At 73.1% G+C, this 12,778-nt stretch carries 10 protein-coding genes; 4 read left to right on the top strand and 6 right to left on the bottom strand.

Annotation, left to right across the window (positions count from 1 at the left end):
- Positions 1-70 precede the first annotated feature (70 nt).
- Both K7396_RS18275 and K7396_RS18270 read left to right on the top strand, forming a co-directional pair.
- Positions 71-487, top strand: coding sequence for a pyridoxamine 5'-phosphate oxidase family protein (locus K7396_RS18275; protein WP_086719019.1), 417 nt, complete (start codon positions 71-73; stop codon positions 485-487).
- A 52-nt stretch (positions 488-539) separates the two neighbouring features.
- Positions 540-1,583, top strand: a complete 1,044-nt coding sequence (locus tag K7396_RS18270) for a phosphotransferase (RefSeq protein WP_086719018.1) — start codon at positions 540-542, stop codon at positions 1,581-1,583.
- Positions 1,584-1,601: 18 nt separating this feature from the next.
- Here K7396_RS18270 and K7396_RS18265 read toward each other — a convergent pair whose 3' ends face one another.
- Entirely contained in the window at positions 1,602-3,218 is a 1,617-nt protein-coding gene (locus K7396_RS18265) for a protein kinase domain-containing protein (RefSeq protein ID WP_086719017.1), read from the bottom strand.
- A gap of 313 nt (positions 3,219-3,531) precedes the next feature.
- Between K7396_RS18265 and K7396_RS18260 the strand changes: the two genes are divergently transcribed.
- Complete coding sequence (locus tag K7396_RS18260) at positions 3,532-5,220, top strand: protein kinase domain-containing protein (protein WP_086719016.1); 1,689 nt, start codon at positions 3,532-3,534, stop codon at positions 5,218-5,220.
- Positions 5,221-5,387: 167 nt separating this feature from the next.
- On the opposite strand, the gene K7396_RS18255 is transcribed toward K7396_RS18260, so the two are convergent.
- From K7396_RS18255 to K7396_RS18245, 3 genes are all read right to left on the bottom strand, one after another.
- Positions 5,388-5,951 carry a bacterial proteasome activator family protein gene (locus tag K7396_RS18255; RefSeq protein ID WP_174886953.1) on the bottom strand — a complete coding sequence of 188 codons (564 nt, stop codon included), beginning with the start codon at positions 5,949-5,951 and terminating at the stop codon, positions 5,388-5,390.
- A 137-nt stretch (positions 5,952-6,088) separates the two neighbouring features.
- Positions 6,089-7,024, bottom strand: coding sequence for a chromosomal replication initiator protein DnaA (locus tag K7396_RS18250; protein ID WP_143589135.1), 936 nt, complete (start codon positions 7,022-7,024; stop codon positions 6,089-6,091).
- Positions 7,025-7,200: 176 nt separating this feature from the next.
- A complete protein-coding gene (locus K7396_RS18245; RefSeq protein WP_086719013.1) occupies positions 7,201-8,178 on the bottom strand; it encodes an NAD(P)H-quinone oxidoreductase in 978 nt (325 codons plus the stop codon).
- A 479-nt stretch (positions 8,179-8,657) separates the two neighbouring features.
- On the opposite strand from K7396_RS18245, the gene K7396_RS18240 reads away from it, so the two are divergent.
- Positions 8,658-9,767, top strand: coding sequence for a potassium channel family protein (locus K7396_RS18240; RefSeq protein ID WP_086719012.1), 1,110 nt, complete (start codon positions 8,658-8,660; stop codon positions 9,765-9,767).
- A 116-nt stretch (positions 9,768-9,883) separates the two neighbouring features.
- On the opposite strand, the gene K7396_RS18235 is transcribed toward K7396_RS18240, so the two are convergent.
- Entirely contained in the window at positions 9,884-11,794 is a 1,911-nt protein-coding gene (locus K7396_RS18235) for a molybdopterin molybdotransferase MoeA (RefSeq protein ID WP_152104771.1), read from the bottom strand.
- Positions 11,791-12,774 (bottom strand): DUF6457 domain-containing protein, encoded by a 984-nt coding sequence (locus K7396_RS18230; RefSeq protein ID WP_086719481.1) that lies wholly within the window; start codon positions 12,772-12,774, stop codon positions 11,791-11,793. Before K7396_RS18230 ends, K7396_RS18235 begins: the two co-directional genes overlap by 4 nt.
- Between the last annotated feature and the right edge of the window lie 4 nt (positions 12,775-12,778).

The following is a 12,778-nucleotide window of genomic DNA, read 5'->3' as shown; positions in this document are numbered from 1 at the left end:
GACCATGGGCCCGGCCCCTCGGGGCTGGCGGCCCCTACTTCCGGCCGGGCCCGCCCGGCATGGTGGCGGCATGTCCACCGACAACCTCCGTGCGATCGAGCTGCTCAGCCGCACGCCGTACGGGCGCGTCTCGGCCAGCCGGCGGGCGCTGCCCTTCACCACCGTCACCCGCCACCTCGTCCTCGACGGGCGGCTGGTCCTGCGGCTGCACCGCGGCTACGGCTACCACCAGGCGCTGGACGGCAGCGTGGTCGCCTACGAGGCCGACAACGTCAACAGCGGCGAGCGCGACACCTGGTCGGTGCAGTTCACCGGCACCTCCCGGGTCGCCGAGCCCGCCTCCGCCGAGCGCGCGCTCTTCGGCCGCACCCCGCTGCTGGCCGACGGCGCCCCCTTCGACCCGGTCTTCCTGCGCGTCGAGCCGGAGTTCGTGACCCTGCACTGCCTGAGCGAGGTGCCCGCCGCCCACTGCGCGTACTCTGCGTAAGGCTTTCCGGCGCACCCACTCCGACGGGCGCAGTTGATCTAACATCTGGCGCGTGCTGCGCTCATCTGTAGTCCGGACGGCGGCAACGCCCGACAAAGACACCCTCGGATCCCTGCTCCGCCACTACACCGGCGCCGGCGCGCCGCTGTCCTGCGAGCCCGTCGCCGAGGGCCTGCTCAACCACGGCTACTTCCTCGCCACCACCCGCGGCCGCTACTTCCTCAAACACCACCTCGACGGCGACCGCGCGGCCCTCACCCGCCAGCACCGCGCCACCCGCCGGCTCGCCGCGCTCGGCCTGCCGGTCGCCCCGCCCGTCGCCGACGCGGACGGCCGGACCGTCACCGTCCTCGACGGCCGCTGCTACGCCCTGCACCCCTGGGTCGAGGGCCATCACTTGAGCGGCGCCGCCCTGACCCGCGGCCAGTCCTGGCAGCTCGGCGCCCTGCTCGGACTCGTGCACACCACGCTGGAGCAGGTCATGGCCGACGAACCGCATCCGCCCCGGCCGCCCTGCGCGGACGCCGGAGCCGACCCCGAGCGGACCTTCGAGATGATCGACGAGCTGCTGGCCCTGGCCCGCGGCGCCCTGCCCCGCACCAGCTTCGACGAACTCGCCGAGCACCGTCTGCTCGAGCGCCGGGCCCTGCTGGCGCGGCTGGCGCACCACCGTCCGGCCCCCGGAGCGGAGCCCCCGGCGGGCTGGGTGCACGGCGACTTCCATCCGCTGAACGTGCTCTACCGGGACGCGGAGCCGACCGCGATCGTCGACTGGGACCGGCTGGGCGTCCAGCCGCGCGCCGAGGAGGCGGTGCGCGCCGCCGCGATCTTCTTCGTCCGCCCCTGCGGCACTCTGGACCTGGCGAAGGTGGCGGCGTACGCGGGCGCCTACCGCCACACCAGCCAGGCCGGCGCCGACGAGCTGGCGGCGGCCGTCCACCGGGTGTGGTGGGAGCGGCTGAACGACTTCTGGATGCTCACCTGGCGCTACCAGCTCGGCGACCGCCGCACCGATCCGCAGTTCCCGGCGGCGGCCGCCCTGGCCGTGTGGTGGACCCGCGAATACCGGGCCGTGCACCGCGCATTCACCCGCTGAACGCGGGCGGCGCGCAGGTCAGCCGTTCGCCCCGAGCGTGGTGGTGCCGGCGTCCGTGCCGCCCGCGGCGGGCCCGCCGTCCGTACCGGCGCTCGCCCCGCCGTTGTCGGTGCCGCCGTTGTCGGTGCCACCGTCGGCGGTGCCCCCGTCCGTGGGGCCGCCGTCGGACGTCCCGCCGGTGTCGGTGGGCGGCTCGGACGTCGGCGGCTCCGACGTCGGCGGCTGGGACGACGGCGGCTGCGAGGTCTCCGGCGTGCTGGGCTGCTCGCTGGGCGGCTGGCTGTACGTGCTGCCGTCACCGCCGGTGCCGCCGGGGTCGGTCTCCGGCGTGCTCGGCTCCTGGCTCGGCTCCTCGCTCGCCTTGTCGTCCTTGGTCGGCTTCGGCGACTGCGTGGTGGGGGTGTGCTGCTTCTTGTCCTGGCCACCGGTGTTCTGCAGCGCGAAGGCCACACCCACGGCGATGGCGATCACCGCGAGCGCCGCGATCAGCCAGACCTTGCCCCGGCCGCCCCTGGCCGGCCGGGGGCCGCCCTCGAAGCCGCCGTCGTCGTCCCGCATGCCGGGGGTCAGGATCGGCTGCGCCGTGGTGCGTCCGGCGTCGGGGTGCGGCAGCGCGGTGGTGGCCGCGGCACCGAGCGAGGAGGTGTGGTGACCGCCCTCGTGCATCGCGACCGGTCCGGTGCTCCAGGTGCCGGTGTGACCGCCCTGCTCGTGCAGCATCTGCAGCGAGTACTGGACCAGGCCGCGCATCTCCTCGGCGGACTGGAACCGGTCGTCGGGGTCCTTCGCCAGCGACCGCATGACCAGGCCGTCCAGCTCCGGCGGCACCGTGTCGGCGACGCCGGACGGCGCCACCGGCATGTCCTGCACGTGCTGGTAGACCACCGAGAGCGGGGTCTCGCCGGTGAACGGCGGCCGCAGCGTGAGGAGTTCGTAGAGCAGGCAGCCGGTGGCGTAGAGGTCGGAGCGGGTGTCGACGGTCTTGCCGAGCGCCTGCTCCGGGGAGAGGTACTGGGGGGTGCCCATGACCATGCCGGTCTGGGTCATGGTGGACTGGGCGCCGTGCAGCGCACGGGCGATGCCGAAGTCCATGACCTTCACGGCGCCGCTGTTCGTGATGATCACGTTCGCGGGCTTGATGTCACGGTGCACGATGCCGTGCTGGTGGCTGTAGGCCAGGGCCTCCAGCACACCGGAGACGATGATCAGCGCCTGGTCCGGCGGCGGGGCGTCGGCGTTGAGCAGCAGATCACGGATGGTGTGGCCCTCGACCAGCTCCATCACGATGTACGGCACGGTGTTGCCGCCGACCAGGTCCTCGCCGGAGTCGTACACCGCCACCACCGCGTGGTGGTTCAGCCCGGCCACGGACTGTGCCTCCCGCGTGAACCGGGCCTTGGAGACCGGGTCCTCGGCGAGGTCGGCACGCAGCAGCTTCACGGCGACGGTACGGCCGAGACGGACGTCCTCGGCGGCGAACACCTCCGCCATGCCACCGCGGCCGAGCCGTCGCGTGAGCCGGTAGCGGCCATCGCCGACCAGCCCGCCGTTGCCCCACATCTCCGGTGCGTCGGGGATATTGGAGCCGGTGGCCTCAGGATCGGACGGGCCCTGGGGGCTCTGCGTCGGTGCCATCGGTCCTCGCCGTCGAATCGATCCGCATGAGAGCGGTAAGGTCATCGGTCTTCGCTAGAGCACGCTACAGGCTCCGCGGCACTCGCCGGTCCGTCGTGGACCGGCCATCAAACCCGGCGGAAGCGAAATGCCGCAAGCTCACCTGGGGTAATGGGACGCACAAAAGTCCCCTGGCCGTGACGGGATCTTGCACATCTGGTCACGGAACGGGCACACGGCTTGACGTGTCCGGGGCCTGGGGCAGACTTGGCTGCGGAATTCCAGATTTTGATCGCTATACATACGAGTATGGCGCCTAGGGGGAAGCGGAACGATGAGCCAGGACGGCGCTCAGGGCCAAATCGAGGGCCGTTCGGTCGGCGGTGGACGTTACCAGCTTCGTGATCTTCTGGGCGCCGGCGGCATGGCCTCCGTGCACCTCGCCTACGACAGCGTGCTGGATCGCGAGGTCGCGATCAAGACCCTGCACACCGAGCTCGGCCGCGAGCAGGCGTTCCGTGAGCGCTTCCGGCGCGAGGCCCAGTCCGTGGCGAAACTCACGCACACCAACATCGTCTCGGTCTACGACACCGGCGAGGACGAGCTCGACGGCGGCATGGTGCCGTACATCGTCATGGAGTACGTCGCGGGCCAGCCGCTGCGCTCGGACCTGGACAACGACATCGCCCGGCATGGCGCGATGCCGACGGAAAAAGCCTTGAAGATCACGGCCGATGTGCTGGCCGCGCTCGAGGTCAGCCATGAGATGGGCCTGGTCCACCGGGACATCAAGCCCGGAAACGTCATGCTGAACAAGCGGGGCGTCGTCAAGGTCATGGACTTCGGTATCGCCCGCGCCATGCAGTCCGGCGTGACGTCCATGACCCAGACCGGCATGGTCGTCGGCACGCCGCAGTACCTCTCGCCCGAGCAGGCCCTCGGCCGCGGGGTGGACGCCCGCTCCGACCTCTACTCCGTCGGCATCATGCTCTTCGAGCTGCTGACCGGCCAGCTGCCGTTCGACGCGGACTCCCCGCTCGCCATCGCCTACGCCCACGTCCAGGAAGAACCCCCGGTCCCGTCGAGCATCAACAGCTCGCTGCCGCCGGCCGTGGACGCGCTGGTGGCCCGTGCGCTGAAGAAGAACCCCAACGAGCGCTTCCCCACCTCCGAGGCGATGCGGGACGAGTGCCTGCGGATCGTCGGGTCCGGGCAGTCCGGCGCGACGCCGCTGATCATCGGTGAGGGCCCGCGGGCGCGCACCAGCGGCTCGTCGGTCTCCTCCGCGGTGTTCCCCACCGCCTCCGGCAACCTGCAGACCCCGGCGCCGCCGAGCGTGCAGCAGCCGTACCAGCCGACGCAGGCGGCCGGGTTCGGCCCGTCGACGCCCCCGCCGCCGAACAACGCCTACCCGACGCCCGCGCCGGGGCCCGTGCCCGGTCCTGTTCCGGGGCCCGTTCCGGGTCCGGCGCCCTTCAACTCGGGTGGCTTCCAGCCGCCGGCGTACACCCCGCCGCCCGTGACGGCCTCGATGCAGTCGACCGGCGGTCCCGGCCGGCGGAAGAGCAACACCGCCGTGATCGTCGTCTCGGCGATAGTCGGCGTGATCGTGGTGACCGCGATCGCGATCGGCATCGGTCTGAGCGCCGGCTCCAGCGACGACGAGGGCGGTGACCTCTCCCCGACGTCGGCGTACTCCGACTCCACGTCGGCGTCGCCCACCGAGAGCGTCCGGCCCGAGGACAAGACCGCGACGATCCTGGCGTCCGAGTGCACCAACCCGACCAAGAGCTTCAGCGAAAAGGGCAAGGTCCTCATGCCGTCCTTCCGCTTCAAGAACCTGGAGTCGGTGAAGAAGTGCATCGCGGCCGCCGGCTGGAAGTACAAGATCGTGGGCCAGGAGGACAGCGCGATCTGGGGCAAGAACACCGTCACCAATCAGACCCCGGCCGCCGTCAGCTGGTGGTACCCGAGCAAGGACACCACCATCGAGCTGACGATCTCGACCGGTCGTAGCGGCTGACGGCAGCGGGCCCACCCGGGCCACCGTGAACAGCGGAGGGGCCGGCACGCGGAATGCGTGCCGGCCCCTTCTTTCTGCGTCTGTCTGTTCCGTAGGTGGTGCGGCGGCTCGACCGTGACGGTCCTGGGGCAGCGGGGAGAAGCAAAAGCCCGGGCGGGAGATACGGGTCAGAGGTACGGCCCCGAACGGGCGCCGCCCTGGCCGGGCTTGCCCTCCTCGCCGTCCATCGGCATGGCGCCGGGCGGCAGCGCGCGCCGCATCGACTCCAGCTGTGCGCGGGCGGCCATCTGCTGCGCGAAGAGCGCGGTCTGGATGCCGTGGAAGAGGCCCTCCAACCAGCCCACCAACTGCGCCTGGGCGATCCGCAGCTCCGCATCCGTCGGCACCGACTCATCGGTGAACGGCAGCGACAGCCGCTCCAGCTCCTCGACCAGCTCGGGCGCCAGCCCGTCCTCCAGCTCCTTGACCGAGCTGGAGTGGATCTCCTTCAGCCGGACCCGGCTCGCCTCGTCCAGGGGAGCGGACTTCACCTCTTCCAGCAACTGCTTGATCATGCTGCCGATGCGCATGACCTTCGCAGGCTGTTCGACCATGTCCGTCACAGGGGTCTCACGAGGCTCGTCGCCGTCGTCCCCGCCACCGGAGCCGGTGCTGCCGAGTGCCATGCCGTCCGGGCCGACGACCAGGACGTGCGGATTCTCCTGCGACCGTTCATTCATCGGCATATCCATGCCGCCATTCTCTCGTACGAGGGGTTATGAAAGGTGGTGCCCCTGAGAGAAGGTGATCCACCCTTCTGGGCGGACCCGGCTGCCGTCGTTTCACGTGAAACGACGGATTCCCACCGTTTCACGTGAAACCAGCGACCTCAGCTCCGGCGCAGCCGCAGGGCGAAGAAGGCGAGCCCCAGGCCGGTGAGCGCGAGACCGGCGCCCAGCGGAAGGACCCGCTCGACCGGCGCGCCCGGGGATTCCAGGGCATAGGGACCGGCCGTGGCGACCACGTCACCATCCGCACTGTCCGGCCCGGAGCGCACGCCCTTGTCCGGGGGGGCCGGGGTCGGGAGCGGCGGCAGCGCCTCGTAGGGGTGCTGGGTGAGCCGGTCCGCGACGTCGAAGCGGCGCGAGGAGGACGAGCGAGCCGGGCTCTCGCCCGTGGCGGGAGCCGCGGACGCCGAGGGCCTGTGGTGCTTCGGCGCCGGGGCGCGGCGACCGGGCCGCTGGTACGCACGGTCGGCGTCGGGAGAGTCCGCACCGGCGGACGGCCCGTGATGACCGCGCCGCGGGTAGTCCACGCTGCCGTAGTCGGACCCCGGGAGGGGGTAGGGCGGGCCGGCCGGCCCGATGAAGGCAGGGCCGAACGGGTGATGCGGGCGATGGTGCCACCGTCCGTGCATACGGGGGCCGCCGAAGTGGCGCGAGGGCCGGTGCGGGAAGTCCGGGAAGGACTCCGGCATGCCGGAGAAGCGAGGCGGCAGCTCGGGGAAGCGTGCCGGGGCGCCCGGGTGACCGTGGCGCCCGTGGTACCTCCGGCGCCCTTCGCCGCCCCGGCCGTCGACCGGACGACGGTCGCCCGCGAAGTCGTCGGCCCCGTCACCGTCGAAGGCGTACTCCTCGGCCCCGGCTTCCTCCTGCGCGAAGTCGTCCTCGGGCTGATCGCCCGGGCGGACGAAATGCGGGGGACGGTCGGAAGGTGCCCGCCGGTCCGCCGCCGCCGCTGAGGTCGCCCCTATCGGCACGGGCAGGACGACGGCGGCCACCAACAGACCGGTGGCAATGCGCGAACGGAAACCTGGAGCGACCACAGTGCCCCTCCCGTGCCGAGCCGTCGAGTGACCACCCCAGCGTCACATGTGATGAGATTCACGGCATCTCGGACATATCAGGCGGGTTACCTGACGCAACACGGGAGGGCGGACCCGGACGGCACCGGCTACGGAAGCGGCATGACGGGCCTGCTCAGACCGTCAGCACGACCTTCTCAGACCGTCAGCACGACCTTGCCGACGTGCGCGCTGTCGTCCACGACGCGGTGCGCCTCGGCGGCCTCGGACATCGGGAGCGTACGGTCCACGATCGGCCGCACCTGTCCGTTGCCGATCAGCGGCCAGACGTGCTCGCGAACGGCGGCGACGATGGCCGCCTTCTCGTTCAGCGGGCGGGCGCGCAGCCCGGCGCCGGTGATCGCGGCGCGCTTCGCCATCAGCGCGGCGAGGTTCACCTCCGCCTTCACCCCGCCCTGCAGACCGATGATGGCCAGCCGCCCGCTGACCGCCAGCGCCTTGATGTTCCGCTGCAGGTACTTCGCGCCGATGATGTCGAGGATGACGTCCGCGCCCTTGCCGTCGGTGGCCTTGCGGATCTCCTGGACGAAGTCCTGCTCGCGGTAGTCGATGAGAATGTCCGCGCCCAGCTCGGCACAGCGGGCCAGCTTGTCGGGACCGCCCGCGGTGACCGCGACCCGCGCACCGACCGCCTTGGCGAGCTGGATGGCCATGGTCCCGATGCCGCTGGCACCGCCGTGGACCAGCACCGTCTCGCCGGGCCGCAGGTGCGCGATCATGAAGACGTTCGACCAGACCGTGCAGGTCACCTCGGGCAGCGCGGCGGCCGAGACCAGATCCAGGCCGCTCGGCACCGGCAGGACCTGACCGGCCGGGACGGCGACCTTCTCCGCATAGCCGCCGCCCGCCAGCAGCGCGCACACCTCGTCGCCGACGGCCCAGCCGTGCACGCCGGGACCGACCTCGACGATCCGCCCCGCGCACTCCAGCCCCGGGTACAGAGAGGACCCGGGCGGCGGGTCGTAGAAGCCCTGGCGCTGGAGCAGGTCGGCGCGGTTCACGGCGCTGGCCACGACCTCGATCAGGACCTCGCCCTCGGCGGGCTGCGGATCGGGCACATCCGCCCAGACAAGTGCTTCGGGTCCACCGGGCTCCGGGATAGTGATCGCTCGCATGGGCGCGAGGCTACTCGTCGTCCGCGTCCGGAGCGACGGTGCGGGGTCCCGGGGCCACCGCCGGGTCGGCCGCCGGCCCCCGGATGAAGTGCGGCGATGCCGCGGGACCGGTGCCGGGGCGGCCCCGGTGCGGGCGGCCGGCGGCGCCTCGGCGGGGCACCCCTCGGGCGTCCACGGGGCGGCGTAGGGGCGGCCGGGCACCGGCGCTCGGACGGGACCGGTGCCCGCCTCCCGGTACGACTTGCCACTCCACCGGGTGAGCACCCGGGCATCGGCCCACGGCCGCCCCGCCGGCGCCGATATCAACGCTCCATGATCAAGAAGACGGCCCGCCCCTTCCCCGGTACGGCGGCGTCCTGCCGCCGCCCGCCGACTCCCGCCCCGGCCACGCCCGCACGGGTACCGCGATCCCGGAGCATGGGAGGCATGACACCTTCACCGACCGCCGCCGCTCCGGCCGTTCCGGAAGCGCCGACCGGATGAGCGACGAGCAGCAACCACGCCGCAGGACCGGCAGATTCGCCGTCCTCCGCTCCCTCTGGTCGCGCACCCGGACCGAGGCCAGGGACGACAGCGAGGCCGGCCGCTCCATCGTGATGCCCGCCCAGGACATGGCGCCGCCCCTCCAACAGGTCCTGCGGCGGCTGATGATGGCGCTCGGCGTCCTGGCCCTCACGACGTTGATCGTCTGGGTGGACCGCGGCGGCTACCGCGACAACGCCCACCAGACCGTCGACTTCCTCAGCGCGGCCTACTACGCGACGGTCACCCTCTCGACCACCGGCTACGGCGACATCACTCCGGTCAGCGACAGCGCGCGGCTGACCAACATCCTGGTCATCACGCCGCTGCGCGTGCTGTTCCTGATCATCCTGGTCGGCACCACGCTCGAAGTGCTCACCGCGCGCACCCGGCACCAGGTGCGCATCCACCGTTGGAGGTCCCGCATGCGAGATCACACCGTCGTCATCGGGTACGGGACGAAGGGCCGGCACACCATCGAGACCCTGATCGGTCAGGGCGTCCCGCAGGAGAAGATCGTCGTCGTCGACCCGCAGAAGGCCGCCGTGGACGCCGCGAGCAGCGACGGCTTCGTGGGCGTGCACGGCGACGCCACCCGCTCCGACACCCTGACCAGGGCCGAACTGCAGCGTGCCGCGCGCATCGTCGTGGCCACCCAGCGCGACGACACCGCGGCCCTGGTCACGCTGACGGCGCGGCAGCTCAACAAGCACGCATCCCTCGTGGTGGCCGTCCGGGAGGACGAGAACGTGCCGCTGCTGAAGCAGAGCGGCGCCGACCTGGTCATCACGAGTTCCAGCGCCGCGGGCCGGCTGCTCGGTATGTCCATGGCCAGCCCGTACGTCGGCACGGTCCTGGAGGATCTGCTGACCTACGGCAGCGGCCTGGATCTGGACGAACGGCCGGTGACGAGGAGCGAGGCGGGCCGCTCTCCCCGTGAGCTCGACGACCTGGTGGTGGCCGTCGTACGGGGACACCGGGTGCTGAACTTCGGCGACCCGCAGGCCGCGACGCTCGAACTCACCGACCGCGTCATCACCATCAGCCAGGCGGTGCCGAGCAGCTGACGCCGTCCCGGCCGAGGCCGCGACGGGGACACCGGGCCGGCGGGCGGGGCGACGACGGACGGCCCGCGGCAGGCCATGCGGCGGCTGGACCCCGGTCCTTGCCCTGGACCCCGTCCTTACGCGCCTCCGGGTGCGGTCCAGCCCGTCGAGGACCCCGGGGACCAGCCTGCCGACAGCCCGGCCGCCCAGGGGAGTTCCAGGAGTTCGATCTCGGTGCCGCGCTCCGCGCCACCGGGCGGGACGACGGCCAGCGCATCGGCGGACGCGATGCCGCGCAGCATGGCGGGGCCGTGGAAGTGCAGCGGCATCGCCATCAGGCCGTGCCGTTCGTCCTCGCGGTAGGCCACCGGGACGAGCCGGGTGTCCTGGGGATGCCCGTGGACGGGGGCGGCCAGCGGCATGAAGAACGGCGCGGCGGGCGGTCGGGCGGCGAGCGCGCGGAGCAGCGGTTCGGCGAGCGTGACCAGGCCGGAGACGGCGGCGAGCGGGTTGCCGGGCAGGCCGACGAGGTGCCGGTGCGGGGCCAGGCGGGCGAGCAGCATGGGGTGCCCCGGGCGTACCGCCACGCCGTCGACCAGCGCCTCTGCCCCCAGCCTGCGCAGGGTGGGGTGCACATGGTCGACGGGGCCCGACGCGGTGCCACCGGTGGTGATCACCACGTCGGCGGTGGACCGGTCGACGGCGGCGTACAGGGTGTCGGCGTCGTCGGCAAGATGGCGCGGCGCGACCGCCTCGATGCCCAGCGCATGCAGCCACGGGGCGAGCATCGGGCCGAGCGCGTCCCGGATCCGGCCTTCCCTGGGCGGGCCCTGGTCGAGCAACTCGTCGCCCAGTACGAGGACTTCGGCGCGCGGCCTGGGGTACGCGGTCAGCTCGTCGTAACCGGCCGCTGCGGCCAGGCCGAGGACGGCGGGGGTCACCAGGGAACCGGCGGGCAGCAGCTGGTCGCCCCGCCGGCACTCCTGGCCCCGCGGGCGGATGTCCTGGCCGGGCGGCGCGGGCCGCGGTGCGTACAGCCGCCGTCCGCCGCCGCTCGGCTCACGGACCTCGCCGTGCTCGCTGCGGAGCACCGCGGTGGCGCCGGACGGCACCCGCGCACCCGTGGCGATCGGGATCGCATGGCCGTCGCGGAGCGCCTCGGCAGAGGGGTGACCGGCGAGTATGCCGGGAGGGGCATCGGATGCGGCCGTGCCGGCCGGGTGGTCGATGCGCCAGGGGCCGGGGCCGGAGACCGCCCAGCCGTCCATCGCGGAGGTGTCGAACGACGGCAGGTCGGTGAGCGCGACGAGGGGCGCCGCGAGCGTACGGCCGAGCGCCTCGCCGAGCGCCGAGTTCTCCGGCGCGGGCGGACCGGATACGGCGCGCTCGGCGATCTCCCGGGCGGTGTGCCAGGGGAGGGCGCCCGGGGTGGCCTTGGGGCGGTGGCCGGGGGCCGGGCCGGAGCCCGGGTCAGGGCCGGGGCCGGGGCCGGTGGGTGCCGAGGGGTCGTGGGGGCCGGAGGGCTCGGGTGAGCCGGACGGCTCGGAAAAGCGGGAGGAGCCGAGGGAGCGGGGCGAAACGGGGGAACCGGAGGAACCGGGGGAACCGGGGGAACTGGGGGACTTGGGGGTGCTGGAGGAGTCGGGGGAGTCGGAGGCACCGGAGCGCCTGTTCCCGAGGGCGAGGGGGTCGTCGAGGGAGAAGGGATCGTCCGGCGTGTAGGGGACGTCGCGGCCGCCCCCGTCTGCGGACGAGTGGGCTGCCGTGGCCTCACGGCCGGCGGACGGCCCCCTCGCGGTCGTGTGCCCGGTCCCGGTCCAGGTCCCGGCTCCGGTCCCGGCCCTGGTCCCTGCCCCCGCTCCGGTCCCGGCTTCGGGCCGTACGCGCGCCCGCGTCGAGGCGTTGGCCAGCGCGAGCGCCTCCTCGAACGGGTCGTCGGGCCTCTCGTCCGCGGCTGCCCCGCGCCTGGCCCGGCCCGCCGGGCCGCCGGGCTCCCCGCCGAAATCGCCGACGAAGTCGAAGTCGCCGTCGAACTCTCCGACCGTCATTCTGCGGGCTTCGTTTCGGCACCCGTGCCGCCGTCGGCCCCGGCCGGTCCGGCGGACTGCTCGGCCTCCGCCGCCCAGCGGTTGGCCAGCGCGGTAGCGCGTTCGGTCAGCTCCTGCACGTCCCGGCCCTGTTGGCCCGCCGCGTAGCCGATCAGGAAGGTCGTCAGCGGCGCGGCCGGCCGGGCCACGCCGTGCGCCGCGTCCCGCGCGAGATCGAGAAGCGCCGCCGTGTCGACATCGAGCTCGATGCCCAGTTCGGCCTTGACTGCGGTGATCCATTCGTCCAACACGTTTCCATGCTCCCTGATGCGGGCGCGTGCCGCGCTGATGTCCTCCCAGGTGTCGCAGTCGAAGGAGGCCGTGGTCGTGGTGTCCGGGACCCGTTCGAGCCGCAGCCCGTTCACCAGGGCACGCAGCGGCAGCCCGGCCAGGGTGCCGTGTCCGTCCCGTACGCGCGCCAGCTCACGGCGCAGGGGCTCGGCCCGGTAGGCGGCCACCAGCGGCTGGTCCCGCCCCGAGGCGTCCCGCAGCATCGCCCCGTCGCGGGCCGCGTCGGCACCGGGGAGTACGGCATCCTCACGCGGCGCGGCACCGTCTTGCGCACGGGCACCGCCGTCCGGCGCCGCGCCCCCGGACATTCCCGTCGCCGCCGCCAACAGGGTGTGCACGGTCGCGGCGGTCAGGAACGGGAGATCGGCGGAGAGAACGAGCACCGTCGGGGCGGTGGTGTGCCGCAGGCCCGCGTCCAGTGCGGCGAGCGGACCGCCGCCGGGCGGGTCCTCCAGTGCGCGGACGACGGTGCGGGTGGTCGGGCGGTGCGGGCCGACGACGACGGTGATCGCCGCATCGGGGCAGGCCGCGAGCACCCGGTCCAGCAGAGGGCGGCCTCCGACGGACAGCGCGGGTTTGTCCGCCCCGCCGAGCCGCCGGGCCGCGCCTCCGGCCAGCACGATGGTGTCGTAGTCGGTGAGGGCGTTCACCCCT

The organism is Streptomyces angustmyceticus (assembly GCF_019933235.1).
Classification (GTDB): Bacteria; Actinomycetota; Actinomycetes; order Streptomycetales; family Streptomycetaceae; genus Streptomyces; species Streptomyces angustmyceticus.
This window is presented reverse-complemented; position numbering and strand designations above follow the sequence as displayed.